Genomic DNA, 24442 nt, shown 5'->3' with positions numbered 1-24442 from the left:
CGAACCGTTCATGAGCGACAACCAACTGCGGCTGGTGTGGATCTACCCCGACCTGCTCAGCACCTACGGCGACCAGGGCAACGCACTCGTCGTGGAGCGGCGGGCCCGGCAGCGCGGTCTCGACGTGGCCCGGCTGGACGTGCGCAGCGACCAGCCGATCCCGACCTCCGGCGACATCTACCTGATCGGCGGCGGTGAGGACCGTCCGCAGCGGCTCGCCGCCGAGCGGCTGCGCCGCGACGGGCACCTGTACCGGGCGGTGGAGAACGGCGCGATCGTGTTCTCCGTCTGCGCCGGGTACCAGATCCTCGGGCACGAGTTCATCAACGACCTCGGGCAGCGCGAGCCCGGCCTCGGCCTGCTCGACGTGACGACCGTGCGCGGGACCGGCGAGCGGTGCGTCGGCGACGTTCTCGGCGACATCGACCCGCGGCTCGGCCTGCCCCCGCTGACCGGCTTCGAGAACCACCAGGGCGTCACCCAGCTCGGCCCCACCGCCCGCCCCTTCGCCCGGGTCAAGCTGGGCCGGGGCAACGGCACCGGGGACGGCACGGAGGGCGCGTACAACGAGACCGTCTTCGGTACGTACATGCACGGGCCGGTGCTCGCCCGCAACCCGCTCATCGCGGACCTGCTGCTGAAGCTGGCCCTCGACGTGAACGCGCTGCCGCCGATCGACGACCACTGGTACGAGGCGCTCCGCAACGAGCGCATCGCCGCCGCTCAGCAGCCCGCGTAAACCTTCTGGAACGGCCGGTTCCGGGGCCCGCCTGACAGGGTGTCCGCTCACATGTGCGGGCACGTCCAGCAGGCGGACGCCCGGTGCGGAATGACCCCCTTGCGCCGGTAGGGTGGCCGCGATGTCAGCCGGACAGCGTGGTCCGGTCTCCGGCCCACGTGGAGAAGGTTGTTTCGGGCTATGCGCATTGGTGTCCTCACGTCCGGCGGCGACTGCCCCGGCCTGAACGCCGTCATCCGGTCCGTCGTGCACCGTGCCGTCGCCGACCACGGCGACGAGGTCATCGGCTTCCGGGACGGCTGGAAGGGCCTCCTGGAGTGCGACTACCTCAAGCTCGACCTCGACGCCGTGGCCGGCATCCTGGCCCGCGGCGGCACCATCCTCGGGTCGTCCCGGGTCCAGCCCTCGCATCTGCGGGACGGCGTGGAGCGGGCCAGGGGCCATGTCGCCGAGCTCGGGCTCGACGCGGTCATCCCGATCGGCGGTGAGGGCACCCTCAAGGCGGCCCGGCTGATGTCCGACGCCGGCCTGCCGATCGTGGGCGTCCCGAAGACCATCGACAACGACATCGCTGTCACCGACGTGACCTTCGGCTTCGACACGGCCGTGGGCGTCGCCACCGAGGCCCTCGACCGGCTGAAGACCACCGCCGAGTCCCACCAGCGGGTGCTCGTCGTCGAGGTCATGGGCCGGCACACCGGCTGGATCGCCCTGCACTCCGGCATGGCGGCCGGCGCGCACGCCATCGTCGTACCGGAACGGCCCTTCGACATCGAGGAGTTGACCCGCCGGGTCGGCGAGCGGTTCGAGGCGGGCAAGCGGTTCGCGATCGTCGTCGCGGCGGAGGGGGCCAAGCCGAAGGCCGGCACGATGGCCTTCGACGAGGGCGGCAAGGACATCTACGGCCACGAGCGGTTCGCCGGGATCGCCCGGCAGCTCTCCGTCGAGCTGGAGCAGCGGCTCGGCAAGGAGGCGCGGCCGGTCATCCTCGGGCACGTGCAGCGGGGTGGCACGCCGACGGCGTACGACCGCGTCCTGGCGACGCGGTTCGGGTGGCATGCGGTGGAGGCGGTGCACCGCGGGGAGTTCGGTCACATGACCGCGCTGCGGGGAACGGACATCGTGATGGTGCCGCTGGCCGAGGCCGTGGAGACGTTGAAGACGGTTCCTTCGGAGCGGTACGACGAGGCGGAGACCGTGCTGTAGGGATTGCGGTCGTGTGTTCTCCGCGGGTGCGTGGGGGCTGGTCGCGCAGTTCCTCCCCCAGCCTTCGGCCGGGGGTACCCCCAGCGCCCCTTTAGGTAGGGATCGTGCACCCCGCTCACAAGCTGGGTCGGCCGCGGTTCTAATGTGGGGTCGATAGAAACACCCCCACGAATCAGGAGCCGGCGGATGGATCACAGCGGGCACGGCATGACCATGGACTTGCCGCCGTTCACGCTGGCACGGGGGCTGGAGTGGTCGGCGGATCCCTTCTTCCTCGTGGCCTGTGTCGCCGGGCTCGCGCTGTACGGGTGGGGTGTGGTGCGGCTGCGGCGGCGCGGGGACGCCTGGTCGGTGGGGCGGACCGTGTCGTTCGTCGTCGGGGTGCTCACGATCATGCTCGTGATGTGCACCCGGCTGAACGACTACGGGATGGTCATGTTCAGCGTGCACATGGTGCAGCACATGGTCATCAGCATGCTGTCGCCGATCTTCATCCTGCTGGGCGCGCCGATGACGCTCGCGCTGCGCGCGCTGCCCGTCGCCGGGCGGGGCCGCAAGGGGCCCCGTGAGCTGCTGCTGGCTCTGCTGCACAGCCGGTACATGCGGATCATCACCCATCCCGCCTTCACCATTCCGCTGTTCATCGCGAGCCTGTACGCGCTCTACTTCACCCCGCTGTTCGACTTCCTGATGGGCTCGAAGGCCGGGCACATCGCGATGATGGTGCACTTCCTCGCCGTCGGTGTCGTCTTCTTCTGGCCGATCATCGGCGTCGACCCGGGTCCGCACCGCCCGGGGTACCTCATGCGGATGCTGGAGCTGTTCGCGGGCATGCCGTTCCACGCGTTCTTCGGCATCGCGTTGATGATGGCGTCGGAGCCGATGGTCGAGACGTTCAAGCACCCGCCCGCGTCGCTCGGCATCGACGCGCTCTCCGACCAGAACGCGGCCGGCGGAATCGCCTGGGCGTTCAGCGAGGTCCCGTCCGTCCTGGTGCTGATCGCGCTGCTGTTCCAGTGGTACGGCTCCGAGCAGCGCCAGGCCCGGCGCATCGACCGGGCCGCCGACCGGGACGGCGACAAGGAGCTCGAAGCGTACAACGCCTATCTGGCCTCACTGCACGCTCGCAAGGGCTGACCTGCTCTTCCTTCGACAGCACGGAGCGCGGCAGGCCGGAACCGCCGGGCGCCTCGGCCGGTGACCTCATGTGGAAGATCGGCGCTCATTTCGCCGTGCGCACCGCCGGGAAGCAGAACGGAGGCACCATGGAGGGAGTCGGACCATGAGGAGGGTGTCGTGATGCCCGGTTCTGCGAACGGCTCGAACGGTGCCACCAAGACGATGGGGGTGCTCACCGTCGGCGGACTCGTCGTGGTGACCGCCTACACGGTGGCGCTGGGCAGCAACGGATGGCTGTGGTTCGGGTGGGTGGTGCTGGGCCTGCTGACACTGGCCATGGTCCTCACCCAGAACAACTGACACATCGGCCTCGCATGCAGCGCCCCAAAGGGGCGCTGGGGGTACCCCCGGCCCAAGGCTGGGGGGAGGAACTGCGCGACCGGCCCCGACGGCGCCGCACCCGAACAACGGCGCACCGCGGAGCGCCTAGTGCACCCCGGGCTGATATTTGGGCAACCGCGCGGTGATCCGCATCCCCGCCCCGGGCGCCGTCTCGATCACGAGCCCGTGGTCGTCGCCGTACACCTGGCGGAGCCGGTCGTCGACGTTGGACAGGCCGATGCCGCCGCTGGGGCTGGTCTCGCCGGCGAGGATGCGCCGCAGCAGGGCCGGGTCCATGCCGGCGCCGTCGTCCTCGATGACGACCAGGGCCTCGGCGCCCTCGTCCTGGGCGGTGATCTGGATGCGGCAGGTGCCGGTCTTGCCCTCCAGGCCGTGTTTGACGGCGTTCTCGACCAGGGGCTGCAGACAGAGGAAGGGGAGGGTGACCGGGAGCACCTCGGGGGCGATCTGGAGGGTGACCGTGAGGCGGTCGCCGAAGCGGGCCCGGACCAGCGCCAGGTAGTGGTCGATGGCGTGCAGTTCGTCAGCGAGGGTGGTGAAGTCGCCGTGCCTGCGGAACGAGTAGCGGGTGAAGTCGGCGAACTCCAGCAGCAGTTCGCGGGCGCGCTCGGGGTCGGTGCGGACGAACGAGGCGATCACCGCGAGCGAGTTGAAGATGAAGTGCGGGGAGATCTGGGCGCGCAGGGCGCGGATCTCGGCCTCGATGAGCCGGGTCCGGGAGCGGTCCAGGTCGGCCAGCTCCAGCTGGACGCTGACCCAGCGGGCGACCTCGCCGGCCGCCCGGACCAGGACGGCGGACTCGCGGGGGGCGCAGGCGACCAGGGTGCCGTGGACGCGGTCGTCGACGGTGAGGGGCGCGACCACCGCCCAGCGGACCGGGCAGTCGGGATACTCGCAGTGCAGGCGGAAGGCCTCGCCGCGGCCGGACTCCACCGGTCCGGTGAGCCGTTCCGTGATCTCGGCGCGGTGGTGGTCGCCGACGCCGTCCCAGACCAGCACGTTCTCGTGGTCGGTGAGGCAGAGGGCGTCGGTGCCGAGCAGGGTGCGCAGCCGGCGGGCCGAGCGGCGGGCGGTCTCCTCGGTCAGGCCCGCGCGCAGCGGGGGTGCGGCGAGGGAGGCGGTGTGCAGGGTCTCGAAGGTGGCGTGCTCGACGGGGGTGCCGAGGCCGCCGAGGCTCTCGGGGCGTGCGGTGCGGCGGCCGAGCCAGAAGCCGGCGGCGAGGAGCGGGAGGACGGCCACGAGGAGGCCCGCGAGGAACCCGGTCACGCCTTGACCTCCGCGCGCAGCTCTTCCGGCAGGTGGAAGCGGGCCAGGATCGCGGCCGTGCCGGGCGGCACCCGGCCCGGGGTCGCCAGCGAGACCAGGATCATGGTGAGGAAGCCCAGCGGGACCGACCAGAGCGCCGGCCAGGCCAGCAGGGCGTGCAGGTCGCCGGTGCCGGGCAGGTCGGCCATGGTCGCGGCCACCGCGAAGAACGCCGAGCCGCCCCCGGCCAGCATCCCGGCGGCCGCGCCGGGCGGGGTCAGCCGCCGCCACCAGATGCCGAGGACCAGCAGCGGGCAGAAGGACGACGCGGACACGGCGAAGGCGAGGCCCACGGCGTCGGCGACCGGCAGGCCGCCCACCAGGACGCTGGCGGCGAGCGGTACGGCCATCGCGAGGACCGTCCCGAGCCGGAAGTGCCGTACACCGCGGGACGGAAGGACGTCCTGGGTGAGGACGCCGGCGACCGCCATGGTGAGGCCGGAGGCGGTGGAGAGGAACGCGGCGAAGGCGCCGCCGGCCACCAGCGCGCCGAGCAGGTCGCCGCCGAGGCCGCCGACGACCCGGTCGGGCAGCAGCAGGACCGCGGCGTCCGTCTCGCCGGTGAGGGTGAGTTCGGGGGTGTAGAGGCGGCCCAGGGCGCCGTAGACGGGCGGCAGGAGGTAGAAGAGGCCGATCAGGGCGAGGACGGCGACCGTGGTGCGGCGGGCGGCGACGCCGTGCGGGCTGGTGTAGAAGCGGACGACGACGTGCGGCAGGCCCATGGTGCCGAGGAAGGTGGCGAGGATCAGCCCGTACGTGGCGTACAGCGGGCGCTCCTCGCGGCTCTCGGCGAGCGAGGTGGACATGCCGCCGTTGGTGCCCCGGTCGGTGGCGGGGACGCGGGTGCCCTCGGCGAAGGTCAGGCGGGTGCCGGCGGTGATGCGGTGGGTGCCCTCGGGGAGGGTGACCCGGGTGTCCTCGTGCGGGCGGCCGTCGACGGTGCCGGTGACGGTGACCGTGAGCGGGCGGTCGAGCCGGAGGGAGAGGGTGTCCTTGACGTCCACCGCCCGCTGGGTGCGGAAGGTGGCCGGTTCGTCGAAGGCGTGCACGGGGGCGCCGGCGCGCTGCCAGGCGAGGACCAGGAAGAGGGCGGGGACGAGCAGGGCGGTGAGCTTCAGCCAGTACTGGAAGGCCTGCACGAAGGTGATGCTGCGCATGCCGCCGGCCGCCACGGTGGCGACCACGACCACGGCGACGATGAGCCCGCCGAGGACGTCGGGGGCGCCGGTGAGGACCGTCAAGGTGAGTCCGGCGCCCTGGAGTTGGGGCAGCAGGTAGAGCCAGCCGACGCCGACGACGAACGCCCCGGCCAGCCGCCGTACGGTCTGCGAGGCGAGCCGGGCCTCGGCGAAGTCGGGGAGGGTGTAGGCGCCGGATCGGCGCAGCGGGGCGGCGACGAAGAGAAGGAGGACCAGGTAGCCGGCGGTGTAGCCGACCGGGTACCAGAGCATGTCCGGGCCCTGGACGAGGACCAGGCCCGCGATGCCCAGGAAGGAGGCGGCGGACAGGTACTCGCCGCTGATCGCGGCCGCGTTGAGGCGGGGGCCGACGGTGCGCGAGGCGACGTAGAAGTCGGACGTGGTCCGGGAGATGCGCAGGCCGAAGGCGCCGACGAGGACGGTCGCGACGACCACGAGGGCGACGGCCGGGACCGCGTAGCCGGAGTTCATCGAGGCTCGGAGGAGCTGGAGTTCATCGGTCCCATCGGTCCTCGACGAGGCGGACGAAGTCCTGCTCGTTGCGTTCGGCGCGGCGCACGTACCAGCGGGCCAGCAGGATCAGCGGGGCGTACAGGCAGAAGCCGAGCACCAGCCACTCCAGGCGGCGGGCCTCGGGGGCGGCGGCGAAGACCAGCGGGAGCGGGCCGACGAGCAGCACCAGGACGGCGAACACGACGAGGGCGACGCGCAGTTGGCTGCGCATCAGGGAGCGGACATAGGTGTGGCCGAGGGTGGTCTGCTCGTCGATCTCGGTGCGCGGCCGGTAGTAGCCGGAGGTACGGCGGCTGCGGCGGGGCGGGCCGGTGACGGTGACCCGGCGTTCGGCGGGGTCCGCGGCCATCGTCAGGCCCTCCTCATCAGCAGGTCCCGCAGTTCGCGGGCGTGCCGCCGGCTGACCTGGAGCTCCTCGGCGCCGACCAGGACGCTCACCGTGCCCGCGTCCAGGCGGAGTTCGCCGACGTGGCGGAGGGCGACGAGGTGGCGGCGGTGGATGCGGACGAAGCCGCGGGAGCGCCAGCGGTCCTCCAGGGTGGAGAGCGGGATGCGGACCAGGTGGCTGCCGCGCTCGGTGTGCAGGCGGGCGTAGTCGCCCTGGGCCTCGACGTGCGTGATGTCGTCCACCGCCACGAACCGTGTCACGCCGCCGAGTTCGACGGGTATGTGGTCGGGGTCGGGTTCGTGCACGGGTATCCGGGGTGCGGTGCCGCGGAGTTCGGCGACCCGGCGTACCGCCTCCGCGAGGCGTTCCTTGCGGACCGGCTTCAGGACGTAGTCGACCGCCTTGAGGTCGAAGGCCCTGACCGCGAAGTCCTCGTGGGCGGTGACGAAGACGACCAGCGGGGGCCGGGCGAAGCCGGTGAGCAGCCGGGCCAGGTCCAGGCCGTCCAGGCCGGGCATCTGGACGTCGAGGAAGACGACGTCGACGGCCTCGGGGCCCTGCGGTCCGGACTCCAGGGCGCGGGTGATGCGGCGCAGCGCCTCGGTGGCGTCCCCGGCGCCCTCGACGCTGCCGATGCGCGGATCGGCCTGCAGCAGATAGAGCAGCTCCTCCAGCGAGGGGCGTTCGTCGTCGACGGCGAGGGCGCGCAGCATGAACGGAGTGTAGGCGGCGGAACGCGGCGCTGGACATGTGCCGGACGTGGACGTTCGCGCCGGACGAAGTGGTGTTCCCGTACCGTCCTCGCCCGTGGTTACAGTGCGGGCATGAACAGCGGCACCGTCCCCTTCGACGATCTCGACCGGAAGATCACCACCGCGTTGATGGCGAACGCGCGGACCAGCTTCGCCGAGATCGGCGCGGCCGTCGGGCTCTCCGCGACGGCCGTGAAGCGGCGGGTCGACCGGCTGCGCGAGACCGGTGTGATCACCGGGTTCACGGCCACCGTCACCCCGGCGGCCCTCGGCTGGCGCACGGAGGCGTACGTCGAGGTGTACTGCGAGGGCGCGGCCCCGCCCCGGCGGCTCGCGGAGGTGGTCCGCAACCATCCGGAGATCACCGCGGCCATGACGGTGACCGGGGGCGCGGACGCCCTGCTGCACGTGCGGGCCCGGGACGTGGACCACTTCGAGGAGGTGCTGGAGCGGATCCGCGTGGAGCCGTTCATCCGGAAGACGATCAGCGTGATGGTGCTGTCGCACCTGCTGCCGGAGAGCCCGGAGGCCGGGGCCACGCACCCCGTGCCGGAGTAAACGCACCGATGCTGCGTTTGTACGACCGGAGACGCAGCGTTCCTGCGCAGATGCGCAACATTCGTTTCTTGTCGTCCGTATCCGACGCTTTCTACCTTGGTGTCAACCCTCAGTCGACACCGCGGGAAAGCGGAGGAACACCTCTGTGTCCGAAAGCCGTGTGCCGCGCCTCAGGCGCTTTCTCGTCTGCGAGCCCAGACATTTCGCCGTGCAGTACGCGATCAATCCCTGGATGAACCCCGACACCAGGGTCGACGTCGACCTGGCCCAGGAGCAGTGGACCGCGCTGATCAGCGCCTACCGCACCCACGGCCACAGCGTCGACCGGCTGGAGCCGGTCCCCGGTCTGCCCGACATGGTGTTCGCCGCGAACTCGGCGGTCGTGGTCGGCGGCCGCGTCTTCGGCTCGCTCTTCCACGCACCCGAGCGGCGCCCCGAGTCCTCGCACTACGACCTCTGGTTCAAGACCGCGGGCTTCGACGTGTACCGGCCGGACTCGGTGGTCGAGGGCGAGGGCGACCTGGTCTGGACGGGCCGGTACCTGCTCGCCGGCACCGGTTTCCGCACCAGCCGCGAGGCGCACCGGGAGGCCCAGGAGTTCTTCGGCCACCCGGTGATCAGCCTGACCCTGGTGGACCCGTACTTCTACCACCTGGACACCGCGTTGTTCGTCCTCGACGAGGAGAACATCGTGTACTACCCCGAGGCCTTCTCCCCCGGAAGCCGTGACGTACTCCGCCGGCTGTTCCCGGAGGCGGTCCTCGCCACCCGCGACGACGCGCTGGCGTGGGGCCTGAACTCGGTCTCCGACGGCCGCCACGTCTTCATCGCGCCGCAGGCCGAGGCGCTCGCCGCCCGGCTCGCCGACCAGGGCTACGAGCCCGTCCCCGTCGACCTGTCGGAGTTCCACAAGGCAGGCGGCGGCATCAAGTGCTGCACCCAGGAAATCCGCTGACATCCGCCGAGGACCAGGAGATCCCCCTGATGACCGCACCCGCACGCGCACGCACCTCCGCCGAGCTGATCGAGGCGGAGGGACCGGTCCTCGCGCACAACTACCACCCGCTGCCCGTCGTCGTCGCCCGCGCCGAGGGCGCCTGGGTGGAGGACGTCGAGGGCCGCCGCTACCTCGACATGCTGGCCGGCTACTCGGCCCTCAACTTCGGCCACCGCCACCCGGCGCTGATCGAGGCCGCCCACCGCCAGCTGGACCGCCTCACCCTCACCTCGCGCGCCTTCCACAACGACCGGCTCGCCGAGTTCGCCGAGCGGCTCGCCGCGTTGACCGGACTGGACATGGTGCTGCCGATGAACACCGGCGCCGAGGCGGTCGAGTCCGGCATCAAGGTGGCCCGCAAATGGGCGTACGACGTGAAGGGCGTCCCGGCCAACCGGGCCACGATCGTCGTCGCCGCCGACAACTTCCACGGCCGTACGACCACGATCGTCAGCTTCTCCACCGACGAGACGGCGCGGGCGGGCTTCGGCCCGTTCACGCCCGGGTTCCGGATCGTGCCGTACAACGACCTGGCCGCGCTGGAGGCGGCGGTCGACGAGACCACGGCGGCGGTGCTGATCGAGCCGATCCAGGGCGAGGCCGGGGTGCTCATCCCCGACGACGGCTACCTGACCGGGGTCCGGGAGCTGACCCGGCGCAGGGGCTGCCTCTTCATCGCCGACGAGATCCAGTCCGGTCTCGGCCGCACCGGCCGCACCCTCGCCGTCGACCACGAGGACGTCGTGCCGGACATGCTGCTGCTCGGCAAGGCGCTGGGCGGCGGGATCGTGCCGGTGTCGGCCGTGGTGGCCCGGCGGGAGGTGCTGGGGGTGCTGCACCCCGGCGAGCACGGCTCGACGTTCGGCGGCAACCCGCTCGCCGCCGCGGTCGGCACGGCGGTGGTCGAGCTGCTGGAGAGCGGCGAGTTCCAGCGCCGGGCCGCCGAGCTGGGCGTGGTCCTGCGGGACGGCCTGGCGGAGCTGGTCGGCAACGGCGTGGTCGGCTTCCGCTCCCGCGGGCTGTGGGCGGGCGTCGACGTGGACCCGGCGATCGGCACCGGGCGGGAGATCGGCGAGCGCCTGATGCGCGAGGGCGTCCTGGTCAAGGACACCCACGGCTCCACGATCCGGCTGGCCCCGCCGCTGACCGTCACGGCGGAGGAACTGCGGTCGGCGCTGGGGTCGTTGGAGAAGGTGCTGGCGGCCTGAGCGGACGGCGGCCGCGCCGGTGGGCGCGGCCGCCGCTGCCTGTGCTCAGCCCTTGCCGAGGAGCTTGTTCATCTCCTTGATCTCGGCGTTCTGGGCGGTGACGATGTCACCGGCCATGCTGGTGGCCGGGCCGTAGGCGCCCTTGGCCTGCTCGGTACCGGCCATCTGCACCGCGCCCTGGTGGTGCCGGACCATCATGGTCAGGAACATGGTGTCGAAGTCCGGCCCCTCGGCCTGCTTCAGCATGGTCATGTCCTTGTCGGACATCATCCCGGTCATGCCGGCATGGCCGCTGTGGTCCATGCCCGCCATGGGGACGTCCTCGCCCCAGGCCTTCAGCCAGTCGGTCATGGTCCTGATCTCCGGGTCCTGGGCCTTCTCGATCCGGGCCGCGAGGTCCCTCACCCGGGCGGAGGAGGCACGGTCGACGGCGAGGCCGGCCATCTCCAGGGCCTGCTGGTGGTGCGGGATCATGGTCTGCGCGAAGGACACGTCCTGCGCGTTGTGGGAACCGGCAGTGGCGGAGGCGGTCGCGCCGGCCGCCGCCGAGTGCGACGCGTGTGCGGTGTCGGCGCTGTCGTCGCCGCTGCCGCACCCGGTGAGGGCGAGGGCGGCGGTCGCGGTGAGCGCGACGAGGACGGCACGGGTACGTGTGCTGGTCATGCTGGATCTCCTGCGGTGAGTGTGGGTGGGCACGCGGGAGCACGACCGCCGCGCGGTGCGCGTACGGCCGGCTCGGGTGCCTCTAGATCCGCAGGAGCTGGAGTTCGGCCAGGTCGGGTGGCGCCCGTGCGCCGTCCGGTGCCACGGCCGGGCAGGAGGGGGCCAGGCCGTCGCCCGTGAGCACGGGGACCGGGTCCGGGACCGGCGCGGGCAGCACCGGCCCGCCGCTCACCGCGCCGGAGGCACAGGTCGCGTCGGCGTGGTGGGCGTGGTCGCCGCCGCAGTGGCCGTCGTGGCCGGAGCAGCCGTCGTACACGGTGACGACGACCGCTGTCCGGGAGACGGCCCGCTCGTGCCCGCCGTGCATTCCCACGGCACCGCCGGGTGCCAGCGCGTGCATGCCGAACAGCCCGGCCAGCAGCGCCAGCACGAGCAGGGCGCGCCGACGCCGGTGCGGCGGTCGGGGGGCGGGCGGCTCGGTGGGGCGCATCGGAGCAATCCTATGCACACCCTGAGAGCCGGCCGGCCCGGGCACGCCCCGGACGGCGGCTTCGAGGCACCGGTGCCGGACCCGGAACGTGCCGTTCGGACCGGCCCCGCCCGAGGGTCCTTCGTTCGAGCGAAAGCACGGCAAAGGCCTGATCAGACGGTACGGCTCACGGAATCCTTGCAGTCCAGGGCCTGGTGCGAAGGGCCCGGAGGAAAGGACGCGCATGACGAAGTTCGCGACTGCCGCCCGCCCCGTGCTGACCGCCGGCGCCGTGTTCCTTCTGCTCACCGCAACGGCCTTCGACGCCCAGGCGGCCACCGGCAGGTTCACCTACGACCGCACCGACGGCAGCCACGGAACGATCACCAACCCCGCCAACGGCGTCTGCTACGACTTCGACTCCCCCGCCTTCGGCGCCGACAACCAGACCGACACCGACGCCGTCGTCTACGACACCTACGGCTGCGGCGGCGTGGCGCAGCCACTGCCGAAGCGCACGGGCGAGACGTGGGGAAGCTACCGCGGAGAAAGCGTCGTGTTCGGCTGACGCCCGTCGGCCGACCGCGCAAGGCCCCCGGGCAACTGCCGCTCGGGGGCCCTGCCGTGCACACCGGCATGTCCGGACCCCGGATCCGGCCCGCGGACGACCGGATACAGTGCGCGAGACGGCAGCACGGCCAGATAGGGGAAGCGTGACCGACACCAGCGACACCCGACCCGCCGACAGCACGGCGCAGGCTCCGCGGCCGAGCCGACTGCACCGGCTGATGCGTTACCTCCCGCTGATCGCCCCCGTCCTGCTCTGGGCCGTGCCCTGCTGGGTGCTCCTGTACGCAGGCCAGCACTGGCCGCTCCCCGTCACACTGGCCGGTACCGCCCTGTTCGCCCTCGGCCTCGCCGGTATGCCGCTCGCGATGATGCGCGGCCACGGCCGGCGCCAGCAGGACCGGATGGCGATAGCAGGTGACACCCTGCTGGGCGCGAGCTGGATCCTGTTCACCTGGTCGGTTCTGCTCGGCGTCCTCCTGCGGCTCGCCCTGGCCGTGGCCGGCGTCGGCGGGAGTCAGGACCGGGCCCGAATCGTCACCTGGGCCGTCCTCGGCACAACCGCCGTCCTGCTCGCCTGGGGGTACGGCGAAGCCCGCCGCGTGCCACGCGTGCGCCGCCTCGACGTGGAACTCCCGCGGCTGGGCGCCGGGTTGGACGGCCTGCGGGTCGCCCTCATCACCGACACCCACTACGGCCCGCTCGACCGCGCTCGCTGGTCGGCACGGGTGTGCGAGACGGTGAACACGCTGGAAGCCGACCTCGTCTGCCACACCGGCGACATCGCGGACGGCACGGCCGAACGCCGCCGCGCCCAGGCCGTCCCGCTCGGTACCGTGCGGGCCACCCGGGCCCGGGTCTACGTCACCGGCAACCACGAGTACTACAGCGAGGCCCAGGGCTGGGTCGACCTGATGGACGAGCTGGGCTGGGAGCCGCTGCGCAACCGCCACCTGCTGCTCGAACGCGGCGGCGACACCCTCGTGGTGGCCGGCGTGGACGACGTCACCGCCGAGTCCTCCGGCCTGGCCGGCCACCGCGCCCACCTCGCCGGAGCGCTGCACGGCGCCGACCCCGACCTGCCCGTGCTGCTCCTGGCGCACCAGCCCAAGTTCGTCGACCGGGCGGCGGCCCACGGCATCGACCTCCAGCTCTCCGGCCACACCCACGGCGGGCAGATCTGGCCCTTCCACCACCTGGTCCGCCTCGACCAGCCCGCCCTCGCCGGCCTCAGCCGCCACGGCGCCCGCACCCTCCTCTACACCAGCCGCGGCACCGGCTTCTGGGGCCCGCCGTTCCGGGTCTTCGCCCCCAGCGAGATCACCCTGCTCGTCCTCCGCTCCCCGCAGCCGCCCGCCTCGCCGCGGTAAGGAACGCAAGCTCCGGTGTCCGCCCGTAGTGACTCACCCTCATATCGCTGAGACACTGAGCCGAAGATCCAAACCGTCTCCGCCACACCTGTTCCAGGTAGATTGAGGCTTCCCCGAACAGGCCCACACCCCATGTCCGGGAAGGGCGAAGACAGCCGCCGCCAGTCCGACCCGCCGCCCAGCCAACCTGGGGAAATGAACAAGCGAGGGGCGAGCCGTGTTCTACTACCTGCTCAAGTACGTACTGCTGGGGCCGCTGCTGAGAGTGGTGTTCCGGCCGCGGATCGAGGGCCTCGAACATGTGCCGCCGACGGGACCGGCGATCATCGCGGGCAACCACCTCTCCTTCTCCGACCACTTCCTGATGCCGGCGGTCCTCAAGCGGCGCATCACCTTCCTCGCCAAGGCCGAGTACTTCACGGGGCCGGGGGTGCGGGGCCGGCTGACCGCCTTCTTCTTCCGCAGCGCCGGGCAGATCCCGGTGGACCGCTCCGGCAAGGAGGCGGGCCAGGCCGCCATCCGGGAGGGGCTCGGGGTGCTGGGCAAGGGCGAGTTGCTCGGCATCTACCCGGAGGGCACCCGCTCGCACGACGGCCGCCTGTACAAGGGCAAGGTCGGGGTCGCCGTGATGGCGCTGCGGGCCGGTGTCCCGGTGATCCCCTGCGCGATGATCGGCACGTTCGAGGCGCAGCCGCCCGGCAAGGTCATCCCGAACGTCCACCCCGTCGTAATCCGCTTCGGCAAGCCCCTCGAATTCTCCCGCTACGCCGGGATGGAGAGCGAGAAGGCCGTCCTGCGCGCCATCACCGACGAGATCATGTACGCCATCCTGACCCTCTCCGAGCAGGAGTACGTCGACGAGTACGCGGCCGTCGTCAAGGCCGGGCAGGCGGCGGAGAAGGGCGAGAAGGAGCGCAGGTTCCCGCGGGCGCCGCTGAGTTGAGGTTGTGGGCCCACGAGCGAGGGGCGGCGGGATCCCGCCGCCCCTCGTCGTCGTACCGGGAGGGTTACGGCTGCGGTGTCGCGTGCGGGGTGCAGGTGACGTCCGCGCCGTCCAGCTGACCGGTGAGCAGGTAGGTGTCGACGCGGCTGTTGATGCACGGGTTGACCAGGCCGGTCACACCGTGCGAACCGGCGCCCTGCTCGGTGATGAGGCGGGAGCCCTTGAAGCGCTTGTGCAGTTCGACGGCGCCCGGGTACGGGGTGGCGGCGTCACGCGTGGACTGCACGATCAGCACCGGCGGCAGGCCCTTGTGGGTCTTGACGTTCACCGGGGTCTGCTGCTTGACCGGCCAGGTGGCGCACGGCAGGTTCAGCCATGCGTTGGCCCAGGTCATGAACGGGTACTGCTTGTTCAGCTCGGTGTTGTCGCGGTCCCACTTCTTCCAGCTGGTGGGCCACTTGGCGTCGGTGCACTCGACGGCCGTGTAGACGGCGTTGCCGTTCTCCGAGGTGATGTTGCCGGCGGTGTCGGTCAGGTCCGGGGCGGCCGCGTCGACCAGGGCCTGGGTGTCACCGGCGAAGTACTTGCCGAACACGGTGGCGACCGGGACCCACGAGGAGTCGTAGTACGGCGCGCTCTGGAAGAAGCCGATCAGCTCGGCGGGTCCGACGACCCCGCCGATCGGGTTCGCCTTGGCGGTGGCGCGCAGCTGGAGCCACTTGGCCTGGACGGCGTCCCGCGTGGTCCCCAGGTGGAAGGCGGAGTCGTGCGCGGCGACCCAGTCCTCCCAGTCCTTCCAGCGGCCCTCGAAGGCGACGTCCTGGTCCAGGTTGGCCTGGTACCAGATGCTCTTCTTCGACGGGTTGACGACACTGTCGACGATCATCCGGCGGAGGTGACCCGGGAACAGCGTCCCGTAGACCGCGCCGAGGTAGGTGCCGTAGGAGACACCGAGGTAGTTGAGCTTCTTCTCGCCGAGCGCGGCCCGGATGACGTCCAGGTCGCGGGCGGTGTTCGCGGTGGTCATCTGCTGGAGCATCGCGCGGCCGGTGCGCTCGGCGCAGCCGTCCGCGTACTGCTCGGCGAGCTTGCGCTGCGCGGTCTTGTCGGCCTCGGTGTCCGGCACCGGGTCGGCCTTCGGGGCCTTCACGAACTCCTGCGGGTCCTCGCAGGAGATGGGCGCCGAGTGGCCGACACCGCGCGGGTCGAAGCCCACGAAGTCGTACGCCTTCGAGACGTTGACCCACAGGGGGCTCTTGGTGGTGACCCGGCGCGGGAAGCGCATCCCCGAGCCGCCGGGGCCGCCGGGGTTGTAGACGAGCGCGCCCTGGCGCTCGGCCGGCGTCCCCGTGTTGCCTATTCGGTCGACGGCGAGCTTGATCTGCTTGCCGTAGGGGTTCGTGTAGTCGAGCGGCACGCTCACCCAGCCGCACTGGATGGGCTTCTCCAGGCCCCAGTCGGCCGGGCAGTCCGCCCAGTCGATCCCTGCCTTCTCGGCCCGTGCGGCGGCGATCGCCGCGCCCTGCTGCGCGCGGTCCTGGCCGTCGTGCCGGGCCTCGGCGCCGGCGGCGGGAACCGCGAGCGCACCGGTGATCAGGCTGGCCGTGACGAGCACTCCGGCCGAACCGAGCGCCAGCACCCGGCTCCTCGATCTCGAGTTGTCCCTCAAGTGGGCCCCTCCCCGTACATCATGACGAATGGTCAGGGGAGATCCTTGCGGCTGTGAGGTCCCTGAGAACAGGGCTCAACAGCCGTCTTTACCAATCCGATAGCCGGACTCCGACGTCCCGCTGAGCGGATCAACCGCCCAACTGGGCCAACGCCTCGTCCAGCACCCGGCGCAGCCGCAGCGCGTCGCCCGCCACCGCACTCACCAGCACGGCGGGCCCGGCGAGCGGAGTGAGCGCGGCCCCCTCCCCCAGCATCCGTGCCCCCATCGGCTCCACCGCGAACTCCGGCCTCACGACGACAAGTTGCCCCACCGCGCGATGCCCCGCCAGCACGGCGGGCCCGTCCCAGCCGCCGGGCGCCCCGGGCCCGCAGGCGAGCTCCTGATCCAGCACGGCCCGCCCGGCCACCCGCACGGTGAGCCGGCTGCCGAGCCGCCCCGGCGCCTCTCCGACCCTGCCGAGCACCTGCTCCTCGCGCAGCACGAGCCGCCCCCGGGCCCCGACGTCGACACGCGTGCGGACCCGCAGATCGCTCCCGCCGGCCGAGATCAACTGCTCGGGCAGCCAGCGCAGTTCACCCCCGTCGGCGACCTCGAGCCGGACGTCGTACCGGGCCTCCTCCTTGCCCTGCCCCGGCAGGGCGATGGTCGCGGCGGCCGACCCGACGCTCAGCCGGGCCCCGCCCTCGACCCGTGCCTCGACGCCGAACCGGTCCCCGCCGAGCGGCCCGCTCATCGCCCCGACGACCATCACCCGCGCCTCGGCCCCGCTCCCCCGGGTGCGCCGCAGCGCGAGCGGTCCCCCGCTCTCCAGCACGGGGAGCGCGGTACCGCCCCGCCCGTCGTCCCGGGCGACGATCCGCGCGGTCGCGCGCACCCCGGTGACCGTCATGCGGTCCACGCGGCGAGCCGCTCCCGCACCCACGCGGCCACGTCGGCGACGCCCGCCTCGCTGCGCAACGACTGGAAGACGACGGGCAGTTCGGCCCGCTGCGCCTTGGCGTCGGCGGCCATCCGCGCCAGGTCCGACCCGACGTACGGAGCGAGGTCCGTCTTGTTGACGACGAGCAGGTCGGCCGTGGTGACCCCCGGCCCGCCCTTCCGCGGGATGTCGTCGCCCCCCGCCACGTCGATCACGAAGATCTGCGCGTCCACGAGCCCCTTGGAGAAGGTGGCGGTGAGGTTGTCCCCACCGGACTCGACGAGGATCAGATCCAGCGGCCCGACCTCGTCCTCCAGGTCCTCCACCGCCTCCAGATTGGCCGAGATGTCGTCCCGGATCGCGGTGTGCGGACAGGCCCCCGTCTCGACGGCGGCGATCCGCTCCGGCGGCAGCACGGCCTCCCGGAGCAGGAACTCGGCGTCCTCGCGGGTGTAGATGTCATTGGTGACGACGGCGAGGGAAAGCCTGTCCCGCAGGGCCCGGCACAGAGCGGCGACGGTAGCGGTCTTCCCGGACCCCACGGGCCCCCCGAGCCCTATACGGAGGGCACGCCGGGACCCGTCGGCCCGGTGGGCGTCGGCGCTGAGGGCGACGGGACCGTGGTGGTGGTCGTGATCGAGATGCATGTACGGCTCCTTTTCAGTAGACCTTGCCATTCAGCCCGCCCGGCATCCGGGAACGAGGCCGACGAGCACCCGCCTGAGGACGAGGCCGGCGAGCACCCCCTCCAGCCCGTCCGGCGTCCGAGGACGAGGCCGACGAGCCACCCCCGCCGCCCGCCCGGCGTCCGAGGACGAAACCCGGCGAGCACCCCTCCCAGCCCGTCCAGCATCCGAGGACGAAACCCGGCGAGCACCCCTCCCGGCCCGTCCAGCGTTTGAGGACGAGGCCGGCGAGCCACCCCCTCCGCCCGTCCAGCGTCCGAGGACGAAACCCGGTGAGCACCCCTCCCAGCCCGTCCGGCGTTTGAGGACGAGGCCGTTCAGGCCGAAGCGGGGGGCCGGGGGCGGCAGCCCCCGGGACGGGACGGGTAGGGGCGGCGGGGGCGAGAAAACCCCCTACGACGCGAACAACCGCACCGCCCACCCCGCATGCCACTCCGCCCCGATCTCCGCCACCGGCGCCGACGCCGCGGGCAACGCATCGGCCCCCGCCCCCGCGGCAGCGGCCCGTGCCGCCTCCACCGCCCGGTCGACCACCCGGTCCACCTCCCCCGCCAACCGCGCCAGCACCCCCGTCGCCTCGAACGGATCCAGACTCAGCAACCGCACCACCGCCGTGGCCGGCCCGCTCACGCACTCGTACGCCGCGCAGTACGCCGCGTCCGCCGCCGAGAGCCCCGCCGCCCGAGCCACCATCCCCAACACCACCGGCTGATGGGCCCCCTTGGGGAACTCCCGTGCCAGCGCGTCGAGTTCGGCCCCCGGCCACGCCACCCGCGCGGCCCGCAGCAGCTGCCGTCCGAGCCGGCGCGCCGCGCCCCGCAGCGCGGCCGACGGCGTCCGCGCATCGGCCGCCGCGTCCAACTCCCTTACGTCCAAGCCGAGTACCGCGGCCGCGGCGAACGCCGCGGCCACCAGCCCGGCCGTGTGCAGCCGCCCCCGGCAGTACTCCTCCAGGCTCGCGGCCCCGGTGATCCGGCCGGCCTTGACGGCCGCCTCCGCCCCGCCGGAGTGCGCGTGCCCTCCGGCGGGAAAGCGGCCGTCGGCCAGCACCAGCAACGCTGCACGGGACACCACACCCACCAGCTCTCAGTTCTCAGAAGAGGAAGTAGCGCTGGGCCATGGGCAGTTCGGCGGCCGGTGTCGCCTCGACCAGCTCGCCGTCGATGTGCACGGCGAAGCTGTCGGGATCGACCCGGACATGCGGGCGCGCGTCGTTCTCCCGCATGTCCGCCTTGGTCACCCCGCGGGTCGACTCGATGGCGACGAACCGCTTCCCGAGCTGCAGCCGCTCCGGCAACCCGTCCTCGATCGCCAGCGGGGCGACGAAGTTGAAGGAGTTGGCGGCCGGCGCCCGCCCGATCGCCCCGTACATCGGGCGGGGCAGGATCGGCTGCGGCGTCGGGATGGACGCGTTGGCGTCACCCATCTGCGCGTAGGCGATCTGCCCACCCTTGAGGACGAGGTGCGGCTTGACCCCGAAGAACGCGGGCTCCCAGAGCACGAGGTCGGCGAGCTTCCCGGTCTCCACCGAGCCGATCTCACGGGCCAGCCCCTGCGCGAGGGCCGGGTTGATCGTGTACTTGGCGACGTAGCGCCGTACCCGGTGGTTGTCGGCCCGCCCGTCGCCGGGCAGCGCGCCCCGGCGCCGCTTCATCACGTGCGCGGTCTGCCAGGTCCGCAGGATCACCTCGCCCACCCGCCCCATGGCCTGGGCGTCGGAGGAGATGATGGAGATCGCGCCGAGGTCGTGCAGTATGTCCTCCGCGCCGATGGTCGACGGCCGGATCCGCGACTCGGCGAAGGCCAGGTCCTCCGGTACCGCCGGGTTCAGGTGGTGGCACACCATCAGCATGTCGAGGTGTTCCTCGGCGGTGTTCACCGTGTACGGCCGGGTCGGGTTGGTCGAACTCGGCAGCACGTGCGGCTCGGAGACGACGGTCATGATGTCGGGGGCGTGCCCGCCGCCCGCGCCCTCGGTGTGGTAGGCGTGGATGCCCCGCCCGCCGATCGCGGCGAGCGTGTCCGCCACGAAACCCGCCTCGTTGAGCGTGTCCGTGTGGATGGCGACCTGGACGCCGGTCCGGTCGGCGACGGTCAGGGAGGCGTCGATGACGGCCGGGGTCGATCCCCAGTCCTCGTGCAGCTTCAGGCCCAGTGCCCCGCCCCGGATCTGGGAGAGCATCGCCTCGTGCGAGACGGTGTTGCCCTTGCCGAGGAAGCCGATGTTGAGCGGGTACTGCTCCATCGCCTCCAGCATCCGGGCGAGGTGCCAGGGGCCGGGGGTGACGGTGGTCGCCTTGGATCCCTCGGCGGGGCCGGTGCCGCCGCCCACCAGCGTCGTGACGCCGGCCGACAGCGCCTCGTCGGCGATCTGCGGGCAGATGAAGTGGACGTGCGCGTCGACCCCGCCCGCGGTGAGGATGCGGCCGTTGCCGGCGATGACCTCGGTCTCGGGGCCGATCACCAGGTCGGGGTGGACGCCGTCCATGGTGTCGGGGTTGCCGGCCTTGCCGATGCCGGTGATCCGGCCGTCGCGGATGCCGATGTCGGCCTTGACGATGCCCCAGTGGTCGATGATCACGGCACCCGTGACGACCGTGTCGGGAGTGCCGTCTGCGCGCGTAGCACGCGACTGGCCCATGGACTCGCGGATGACCTTGCCGCCGCCGAAGACCGCCTCGTCACCGGCGAGTCCGGGACCGCCGGAGCGGTCCTCCTCGATCTCGACGATCAGGTCGGTGTCGGCGAGCCGGATCCGGTCGCCGGTGGTCGGCCCGAACAGGTCGGCGTAGGCGGCGCGGGAGATCTCAGGCATCGAGGGCACCTCCGGTCTCGCCGCGCAGCCCGGGGACCACGCGGGCGCCGGTGAGCGGGACGAGTTCGACGTCGACGGGGATGCCGGGCTCGAAGCGGACGGCGGTGCCGGCGGCGACGTTCAGCCGCTTGCCGCGCGCCGCGTCCCGGTCGAACTCCAGTCCGGGGTTGGCCTCGGCGAAGTGGTAGTGGGAGCCGACCTGGACCGGCCGGTCGGCGGCGTTGAGGACGGTCATCCGGGTGACCTCACGGCCCGCATTGAATACGACAGGCCCGTCGGCGAAAAGCACTTCTCCGGGAATCATCGGCGGCCTGCCTCCTCAGACGATCGGGTCGTGGACGGTGACGAGCTTGGTGCCATCCGGGAAGGTCGCCTCGACCTGGACGTCGTGGATCATCTCGGGGATGCCCTCCATGACGTCGTCCCTGGTGAGCAGCTTGCGCCCGGAGGCCATGAGTTCGGCGACGGTACGGCCGTCACGCGCGCCTTCGAGGATGTGCGACGTGATGAGGGCGACCGCCTCGGGGTGGTTCAGCCTGAGCCCGCGGGCCCGGCGCTTCTCGGCCACGTCGGCCGCCACGTGGATCAGCAGCCTCTCTTGCTCGTGCGGGGTCAGTTGCACGTCCCACCTCACAGTCCTCGCTCCGGACCGTGCGGGGTCCGGTTGCCGCGGCCACCGCGACGGATTGGGCTCACGGACCCAATCCGGCTAGGAAAACCCCAGGTGGCGTGGATCGGCAGGCTAGTTCGCCGGAGTTTCGGCGACGTTAACCGGACCTTGATCACTTCATGACCGGGACAAGAGCCCGTGACACCCGAACGGCCCTCACCCGAATGCTTCGAGGAGGGCCGGCGGTCGTACCGGCGGCAGGCGGGCGCCGGATCAGCCCGGCGGCACGCGGCCTGGCATGCGCTAGGAGCCCGCGGCCCCCCGGTGCTCCGCGGCGATGCCGAAGCGGCCCCGCTCCGGGCGTACGGCTGCGGTCTCGCGGACCGTGGAGACCGAGCTGACCACGTGGTCCACGTGGTCCTCGGCGGGTTCCGGGAGCTCTTCGAGGCGTTCGAGGTCGGCGGCGGAGACGAGGGCGACCAGGGGCTTGCCGTGGCGCGTCACGACGACACGCTCACCGCCGTACACCACCCGGTTGATCAGTTCGGCGAGCTCAGCCCTGGCTTGGGTCACCGGAATCTCGTAGGCCATGAACCCAGCTTACGGGGCACCCCGGACATCACATCTTGTTCGGCGACAGCGGAATCCCCACTGAATGATCTGTACGTCCTGTACATTTTCAACAGAGAGCCCGGCTCCCGGGCCGCCTCAGTCGCGAGGAGGGGTACGCCATGACCCGACCGTCCGCCCGCTACGTTCTGCCCGAGTTCACGGAACGCACGGCCGCGGGGCACCGCACCATGGATCCGTACTCGAAGCTGCTGGAGGAGCGGATCGTCTTCCTCGGCACGCCCGTCGACGAGACCTCGGCCAACGACGTGATGGCGCAGTTCATGTACCTGGAGTACGCCGCTCCGGAGCGGGACATCTCGCTGCACATCAACTCCCCGGGCGGTTCGTACAGTGCGATGGCCGCGATCTACGACACGGTCCGGTACGTGACCTGCGACGTGGAGACGATCTGCCTCGGGCAGGCCGGGGCGTCGGCCGCGGTGCTGCTCGCGGCCGGCACACCGGGCAAGCGGTCCGTGCTGCCCGGCGCGCGCATCGTGCTCCAGCAGCCGTCCCTGCCGGAGCCGGTGCAGGGCCAGCCGAGTGATCTGTTCATCCGGGCCGCGGAGTTGGACCGGGTCCGGGCGATGGTCGAAGGGATGCTCGTCCGGCACACGGGGCGCACGGCCGAACAGGTGCACCAGGACCTGGAGCGGGATCTGGTCCTGGACGCGCCGGAAGCGCTGGCGTACGGGCTGGTGGACCGGGTCGTACCCAGCCGCCGCGGTCCGCTCGGCCTGCCGGACGCGGGGTGAGCCGCCGATGCTGCCGGAGCTCCCGCCGCTGCCCGCGCTGACCCGCGCCGAGGGCGAGCTGATCGACCGTTACCTGGACGTGGTGGATCTACTGGGCCGGATCAATCCGGCGCAGAACGAGGACACCTACCGTGGGCTGCGCGCCGCGCAGGCGCTGGTGCGCGCGGCGTCCGAGCTGCGCGACGCCCTGGCCCTGATGCATCTGCGGGGCGAGACGGAGCTTCACGGGGACACGCTGGCACGGGCGTTGCGGGTGCTCGACGGTGAGCGCCGGACCGCTCGCGTCGTACTCCCGCCCGACTGCGTACCGTGACACCCGCCGGAATCCGTGCGATGCGTCGACGGCGCGACCGGGCCGGGGTCGAAACGCTCCAAAGGGGTTACCGCCGTTCGGCGGAGTGTGGCGTGGTTTTACCTGACCGCGAGGGCCGCTCAGGTTGCCCGTGCGAGGGTGCCCGGAAGCGGCTTCCGCGCAGGTCCGGGGCTACGCAGGGAAGTTGACGGAGAATCGAACACAGGGCTGTCCACCCGAACGGGTGGGTGGTGAGTAACCCCACAAATCCCCGATTCCGTTGGGATTTTCGGACACGAGTGAGTGAAGATCCCTGTCTGACGACAAGCCCCCGCCACAGCGGCGGGGCGGTCCGGGCGGACGCCGAGTCCTGCCGCCGCCCGGATTGACCCGTCGACAGAAGTGCATCGGCAGGAGTGGAGGACCCAGGCAAGACGGGTCGCCGGCACGGTCGCGCCATGACCGGGCCGAGCAGCCCTTGGGGTGAAGCCGTGGCAACACGGCCGGGCAACTTCGCCAGCCCGAATCCGACAGGTCATCCTTCACAGGCGGCTGACGAAGGGTTGCGCATGACTGCGCTCAATCGTGTTCCGTCGCTGATGGCCCGGGCCGGTACGGCCTCGGCGCTGACCATCGCCGCCGTGGGCGGCTCGATCGTGATCCCGGGTGTCGCCTCCGACGCCTCGGCCGCCACGATGGCGACGAAGGCACTTCAGGTCGCCGCCTCGAAGAAGGGCGCGCCCTACAGGTGGGGCGCCACCGGACCGAACAGGTTCGACTGCTCGGGGCTGACGCTGTACTCGTTCAAGAAGGCGGGCAAGACCCTGCCGCGTACGGCGGCCCAGCAGTACAACAAGACCCGTCACGTCTCGGCCGGCAACCGCAAGGCCGGGGACCTGGTCTTCTTCCACTCGGGTTCCAGCGTGTACCACGTCGGCATCTACGCCGGGAAGGGAAAGATCTGGCACGCCCCGAAGACCGGGGACGTGGTGAAGCTCCAGAAGATCTGGACGCGCAGCGTCTGGTACGGCCGGGTCAGCTGACCCACGCCGACGGCGGGCCGGCAGGGGCTCAGGGCTACGGTTCCTGCTGGCCGGCCGCGGTGACGGTGCCCGCCGGGATCGTCCAGGGCAGTTCGATGGAGACGGTCTTGCCGCCCTCCCGGGTGGGGCGTACCCGGAGCTTGCCGCCGCACTCGGCGGTCAGCCAGCGGATGATGACCATGCCGCGCCCGTTGTCCTGCTGGACCGCGGCGGGGAGTCTCTTGGGGAAGCGCGGATGACTGTCCGTGACGCCGATGCGCAGCTGCTCGTCACGGTCGAGGACGAGGTCCACCGTGAAGGTCGGTGACTGCCCGAAGGTGTGCTGCACGGCGTTGGTGGCGAGTTCGGAGACGATGAGGCGGATGGTGTCCGCGGTCTCCGTCTCCGGTGGCAGCCCCCACTCCGCGAGGGTGTCCAGCGCATAGGAGCGGGCGGCGGAGACCGAGGCGGGATCGCTCGGCAGAGTGACGGATGCTTCCAGGTGGTCTGCCATGGCGACGTCGTCCCTTTCCTCGGGACCGGAGTCCGACACAGTGCGGATGGTTCGAGTACGGTCCCGGACTGGTGCTTCTTCGCCAGACTGCCATTACCGGGCCGGTCACGGGGAGCGATCCACCAAGATATGCATATATCTGTCGCT

28 protein-coding genes and 1 riboswitch are annotated in these 24442 nt (G+C 71.8%); of the genes, 13 read left to right on the top strand and 15 right to left on the bottom strand.

The features are described 5' to 3' along the window. The first annotated feature begins 10 nt into the window (after positions 1-10). From ACFZB3_RS24125 to ACFZB3_RS24110, 4 genes are all read left to right on the top strand, one after another. Entirely contained in the window at positions 11-739 is a 729-nt protein-coding gene (locus ACFZB3_RS24125) for a type 1 glutamine amidotransferase (RefSeq protein ID WP_391378287.1), read from the top strand. A gap of 180 nt (positions 740-919) precedes the next feature. After that, positions 920-1945 carry an ATP-dependent 6-phosphofructokinase gene (locus ACFZB3_RS24120; RefSeq protein WP_391378285.1) on the top strand — a complete coding sequence of 342 codons (1026 nt, stop codon included), beginning with the start codon at positions 920-922 and terminating at the stop codon, positions 1943-1945. A 186-nt stretch (positions 1946-2131) separates the two neighbouring features. Beyond that, on the top strand, positions 2132-3082 hold the full coding sequence (locus tag ACFZB3_RS24115) for a cytochrome c oxidase assembly protein (protein ID WP_391378283.1): 951 nt from the start codon (positions 2132-2134) through the stop codon (positions 3080-3082). A gap of 162 nt (positions 3083-3244) precedes the next feature. Beyond that, complete coding sequence (locus ACFZB3_RS24110; protein ID WP_189267566.1) at positions 3245-3424, top strand: hypothetical protein; 180 nt, start codon at positions 3245-3247, stop codon at positions 3422-3424. A gap of 126 nt (positions 3425-3550) precedes the next feature. Here the strand turns inward: ACFZB3_RS24110 and ACFZB3_RS24105 are convergent, their stop codons facing one another. From ACFZB3_RS24105 to ACFZB3_RS24090, 4 genes are read right to left on the bottom strand one after another with little or no spacing between them, the layout of a single operon-like run. Then, the gene (locus ACFZB3_RS24105) at positions 3551-4732 is read right to left on the bottom strand and encodes a histidine kinase (RefSeq protein ID WP_391378280.1); all 1182 of its coding nucleotides are present in this window, start codon (positions 4730-4732) and stop codon (positions 3551-3553) included. Next, positions 4729-6441 (bottom strand): cation acetate symporter, encoded by a 1713-nt coding sequence (locus tag ACFZB3_RS24100; RefSeq protein ID WP_391378278.1) that lies wholly within the window; start codon positions 6439-6441, stop codon positions 4729-4731. The genes ACFZB3_RS24105 and ACFZB3_RS24100 overlap by 4 nt, the downstream gene beginning before the upstream one ends. Before the next feature lie 22 nt (positions 6442-6463). Further along, positions 6464-6832, bottom strand: a complete 369-nt coding sequence (locus ACFZB3_RS24095; protein WP_391378276.1) for a hypothetical protein — start codon at positions 6830-6832, stop codon at positions 6464-6466. Positions 6833-6834: 2 nt separating this feature from the next. Continuing rightward, positions 6835-7584, bottom strand: a complete 750-nt coding sequence (locus ACFZB3_RS24090; RefSeq protein WP_391378274.1) for a LytTR family transcriptional regulator DNA-binding domain-containing protein — start codon at positions 7582-7584, stop codon at positions 6835-6837. Between the two features lie 111 nt (positions 7585-7695). On the opposite strand from ACFZB3_RS24090, the gene ACFZB3_RS24085 reads away from it, so the two are divergent. The 3 genes from ACFZB3_RS24085 to rocD all read left to right on the top strand — a co-directional run bounded on the left by ACFZB3_RS24085 (position 7696) and on the right by rocD (position 10386). Continuing rightward, on the top strand, positions 7696-8181 hold the full coding sequence (locus tag ACFZB3_RS24085) for an Lrp/AsnC family transcriptional regulator (protein ID WP_361298191.1): 486 nt from the start codon (positions 7696-7698) through the stop codon (positions 8179-8181). Positions 8182-8326: 145 nt separating this feature from the next. Further along, a complete protein-coding gene (ddaH, locus tag ACFZB3_RS24080; RefSeq protein WP_391378272.1) occupies positions 8327-9136 on the top strand; it encodes a dimethylargininase in 810 nt (269 codons plus the stop codon). 29 nt (positions 9137-9165) lie between these two features. Continuing rightward, complete coding sequence (rocD, locus tag ACFZB3_RS24075) at positions 9166-10386, top strand: ornithine--oxo-acid transaminase (protein ID WP_391378270.1); 1221 nt, start codon at positions 9166-9168, stop codon at positions 10384-10386. A 45-nt stretch (positions 10387-10431) separates the two neighbouring features. On the opposite strand, the gene ACFZB3_RS24070 is transcribed toward rocD, so the two are convergent. Together ACFZB3_RS24070 and ACFZB3_RS24065 are read right to left on the bottom strand one after the other, a co-directional pair. Continuing rightward, entirely contained in the window at positions 10432-11049 is a 618-nt protein-coding gene (locus ACFZB3_RS24070) for a DUF305 domain-containing protein (RefSeq protein WP_391378268.1), read from the bottom strand. Positions 11050-11131: 82 nt separating this feature from the next. Beyond that, a complete protein-coding gene (locus tag ACFZB3_RS24065) occupies positions 11132-11539 on the bottom strand; it encodes a DUF6153 family protein (protein ID WP_391378266.1) in 408 nt (135 codons plus the stop codon). A 223-nt stretch (positions 11540-11762) separates the two neighbouring features. Between ACFZB3_RS24065 and ACFZB3_RS24060 the strand changes: the two genes are divergently transcribed. From ACFZB3_RS24060 to ACFZB3_RS24050, 3 genes are all read left to right on the top strand, one after another. Next, positions 11763-12086 (top strand): hypothetical protein, encoded by a 324-nt coding sequence (locus ACFZB3_RS24060; protein WP_391378264.1) that lies wholly within the window; start codon positions 11763-11765, stop codon positions 12084-12086. A 145-nt stretch (positions 12087-12231) separates the two neighbouring features. Further along, entirely contained in the window at positions 12232-13455 is a 1224-nt protein-coding gene (locus ACFZB3_RS24055) for a metallophosphoesterase (RefSeq protein WP_391378262.1), read from the top strand. Positions 13456-13672: 217 nt separating this feature from the next. Continuing rightward, entirely contained in the window at positions 13673-14398 is a 726-nt protein-coding gene (locus tag ACFZB3_RS24050) for a 1-acyl-sn-glycerol-3-phosphate acyltransferase (protein ID WP_391378260.1), read from the top strand. A gap of 64 nt (positions 14399-14462) precedes the next feature. Here the strand turns inward: ACFZB3_RS24050 and ACFZB3_RS24045 are convergent, their stop codons facing one another. The 8 genes from ACFZB3_RS24045 to ACFZB3_RS24010 all read right to left on the bottom strand — a co-directional run bounded on the left by ACFZB3_RS24045 (position 14463) and on the right by ACFZB3_RS24010 (position 21691). Beyond that, on the bottom strand, positions 14463-16034 hold the full coding sequence (locus ACFZB3_RS24045) for an alpha/beta fold hydrolase (protein WP_391378862.1): 1572 nt from the start codon (positions 16032-16034) through the stop codon (positions 14463-14465). A gap of 163 nt (positions 16035-16197) precedes the next feature. Continuing rightward, positions 16198-16959, bottom strand: a complete 762-nt coding sequence (locus tag ACFZB3_RS24040) for an urease accessory protein UreD (RefSeq protein WP_391378860.1) — start codon at positions 16957-16959, stop codon at positions 16198-16200. Continuing rightward, positions 16956-17636, bottom strand: a complete 681-nt coding sequence (gene ureG / locus ACFZB3_RS24035; protein ID WP_391378258.1) for an urease accessory protein UreG — start codon at positions 17634-17636, stop codon at positions 16956-16958. The genes ACFZB3_RS24040 and ureG overlap by 4 nt, the downstream gene beginning before the upstream one ends. 432 nt (positions 17637-18068) lie before the next feature. Next, positions 18069-18746, bottom strand: a complete 678-nt coding sequence (locus ACFZB3_RS24030) for an urease accessory UreF family protein (RefSeq protein ID WP_391378256.1) — start codon at positions 18744-18746, stop codon at positions 18069-18071. A gap of 22 nt (positions 18747-18768) precedes the next feature. Next, positions 18769-20490, bottom strand: a complete 1722-nt coding sequence (locus ACFZB3_RS24025; RefSeq protein ID WP_391378254.1) for an urease subunit alpha — start codon at positions 20488-20490, stop codon at positions 18769-18771. Next, positions 20483-20794, bottom strand: coding sequence for an urease subunit beta (locus tag ACFZB3_RS24020; protein ID WP_351502126.1), 312 nt, complete (start codon positions 20792-20794; stop codon positions 20483-20485). Before ACFZB3_RS24020 ends, ACFZB3_RS24025 begins: the two co-directional genes overlap by 8 nt. 15 nt (positions 20795-20809) lie before the next feature. After that, positions 20810-21112, bottom strand: a complete 303-nt coding sequence (locus ACFZB3_RS24015) for an urease subunit gamma (protein WP_037782101.1) — start codon at positions 21110-21112, stop codon at positions 20810-20812. Positions 21113-21403: 291 nt separating this feature from the next. After that, positions 21404-21691, bottom strand: a complete 288-nt coding sequence (locus ACFZB3_RS24010; RefSeq protein ID WP_391378250.1) for a type II toxin-antitoxin system prevent-host-death family antitoxin — start codon at positions 21689-21691, stop codon at positions 21404-21406. 140 nt (positions 21692-21831) lie between these two features. Here ACFZB3_RS24010 and ACFZB3_RS24005 point away from each other — a divergent pair, with 140 nt between their 5' ends. From ACFZB3_RS24005 to ACFZB3_RS23995, 3 genes are all read left to right on the top strand, one after another. Beyond that, complete coding sequence (locus ACFZB3_RS24005) at positions 21832-22467, top strand: ATP-dependent Clp protease proteolytic subunit (RefSeq protein ID WP_391378248.1); 636 nt, start codon at positions 21832-21834, stop codon at positions 22465-22467. Between the two features lie 7 nt (positions 22468-22474). Next, the gene (locus ACFZB3_RS24000) at positions 22475-22780 is read left to right on the top strand and encodes a hypothetical protein (RefSeq protein ID WP_391378246.1); all 306 of its coding nucleotides are present in this window, start codon (positions 22475-22477) and stop codon (positions 22778-22780) included. Between the two features lie 360 nt (positions 22781-23140). After that, positions 23141-23325: riboswitch (cyclic di-AMP (ydaO/yuaA leader) on the top strand. A 3-nt stretch (positions 23326-23328) separates the two neighbouring features. Then, entirely contained in the window at positions 23329-23802 is a 474-nt protein-coding gene (locus ACFZB3_RS23995) for an NlpC/P60 family protein (protein WP_391378244.1), read from the top strand. 34 nt (positions 23803-23836) lie between these two features. Here the strand turns inward: ACFZB3_RS23995 and ACFZB3_RS23990 are convergent, their stop codons facing one another. Further along, positions 23837-24295: an ATP-binding protein gene (locus tag ACFZB3_RS23990; protein ID WP_391378242.1), complete on the bottom strand. Its 459-nt coding sequence runs from the start codon at positions 24293-24295 to the stop codon at positions 23837-23839. Positions 24296-24442 lie beyond the last annotated feature (147 nt).

The sequence above is a fragment of the Streptomyces sp. NPDC008092 genome (assembly GCF_042957285.1).
Classification (GTDB): domain Bacteria; phylum Actinomycetota; class Actinomycetes; order Streptomycetales; family Streptomycetaceae; genus Streptomyces.
This window is presented reverse-complemented; position numbering and strand designations above follow the sequence as displayed.

What these genes read in the sequence shown, in the direction of transcription:
- ureG (WP_391378258.1), bottom strand. Translation starts at nt 17,636, where the DNA reads ATGCATCTCGATCACGACCACCACCACGGTCCCGTCGCCCTCAGCGCC.
- ACFZB3_RS24095 (WP_391378276.1), bottom strand. Translation starts at nt 6,832, where the DNA reads ATGGCCGCGGACCCCGCCGAACGCCGGGTCACCGTCACCGGCCCGCCC.
- ACFZB3_RS24005 (WP_391378248.1), top strand. Translation starts at nt 21,832, where the DNA reads ATGACCCGACCGTCCGCCCGCTACGTTCTGCCCGAGTTCACGGAACGC.
- ACFZB3_RS24100 (WP_391378278.1), bottom strand. Translation starts at nt 6,441, where the DNA reads ATGAACTCCGGCTACGCGGTCCCGGCCGTCGCCCTCGTGGTCGTCGCG.
- ACFZB3_RS24115 (WP_391378283.1), top strand. Translation starts at nt 2,132, where the DNA reads ATGGATCACAGCGGGCACGGCATGACCATGGACTTGCCGCCGTTCACG.
- ACFZB3_RS24020 (WP_351502126.1), bottom strand. Translation starts at nt 20,794, where the DNA reads ATGATTCCCGGAGAAGTGCTTTTCGCCGACGGGCCTGTCGTATTCAAT.
- ACFZB3_RS24090 (WP_391378274.1), bottom strand. Translation starts at nt 7,584, where the DNA reads ATGCTGCGCGCCCTCGCCGTCGACGACGAACGCCCCTCGCTGGAGGAG.
- ACFZB3_RS24085 (WP_361298191.1), top strand. Translation starts at nt 7,696, where the DNA reads ATGAACAGCGGCACCGTCCCCTTCGACGATCTCGACCGGAAGATCACC.
- ACFZB3_RS24060 (WP_391378264.1), top strand. Translation starts at nt 11,763, where the DNA reads ATGACGAAGTTCGCGACTGCCGCCCGCCCCGTGCTGACCGCCGGCGCC.
- ACFZB3_RS24040 (WP_391378860.1), bottom strand. Translation starts at nt 16,959, where the DNA reads ATGACGGTCACCGGGGTGCGCGCGACCGCGCGGATCGTCGCCCGGGAC.
- ACFZB3_RS23995 (WP_391378244.1), top strand. Translation starts at nt 23,329, where the DNA reads ATGACTGCGCTCAATCGTGTTCCGTCGCTGATGGCCCGGGCCGGTACG.
- ACFZB3_RS24010 (WP_391378250.1), bottom strand. Translation starts at nt 21,691, where the DNA reads ATGGCCTACGAGATTCCGGTGACCCAAGCCAGGGCTGAGCTCGCCGAA.
- ACFZB3_RS23990 (WP_391378242.1), bottom strand. Translation starts at nt 24,295, where the DNA reads ATGGCAGACCACCTGGAAGCATCCGTCACTCTGCCGAGCGATCCCGCC.
- ACFZB3_RS24070 (WP_391378268.1), bottom strand. Translation starts at nt 11,049, where the DNA reads ATGACCAGCACACGTACCCGTGCCGTCCTCGTCGCGCTCACCGCGACC.
- ACFZB3_RS24065 (WP_391378266.1), bottom strand. Translation starts at nt 11,539, where the DNA reads ATGCGCCCCACCGAGCCGCCCGCCCCCCGACCGCCGCACCGGCGTCGG.
- ACFZB3_RS24025 (WP_391378254.1), bottom strand. Translation starts at nt 20,490, where the DNA reads ATGCCTGAGATCTCCCGCGCCGCCTACGCCGACCTGTTCGGGCCGACC.
- ACFZB3_RS24125 (WP_391378287.1), top strand. Translation starts at nt 11, where the DNA reads ATGAGCGACAACCAACTGCGGCTGGTGTGGATCTACCCCGACCTGCTC.
- rocD (WP_391378270.1), top strand. Translation starts at nt 9,166, where the DNA reads ATGACCGCACCCGCACGCGCACGCACCTCCGCCGAGCTGATCGAGGCG.
- ACFZB3_RS24110 (WP_189267566.1), top strand. Translation starts at nt 3,245, where the DNA reads ATGCCCGGTTCTGCGAACGGCTCGAACGGTGCCACCAAGACGATGGGG.
- ACFZB3_RS24000 (WP_391378246.1), top strand. Translation starts at nt 22,475, where the DNA reads ATGCTGCCGGAGCTCCCGCCGCTGCCCGCGCTGACCCGCGCCGAGGGC.
- ACFZB3_RS24120 (WP_391378285.1), top strand. Translation starts at nt 920, where the DNA reads ATGCGCATTGGTGTCCTCACGTCCGGCGGCGACTGCCCCGGCCTGAAC.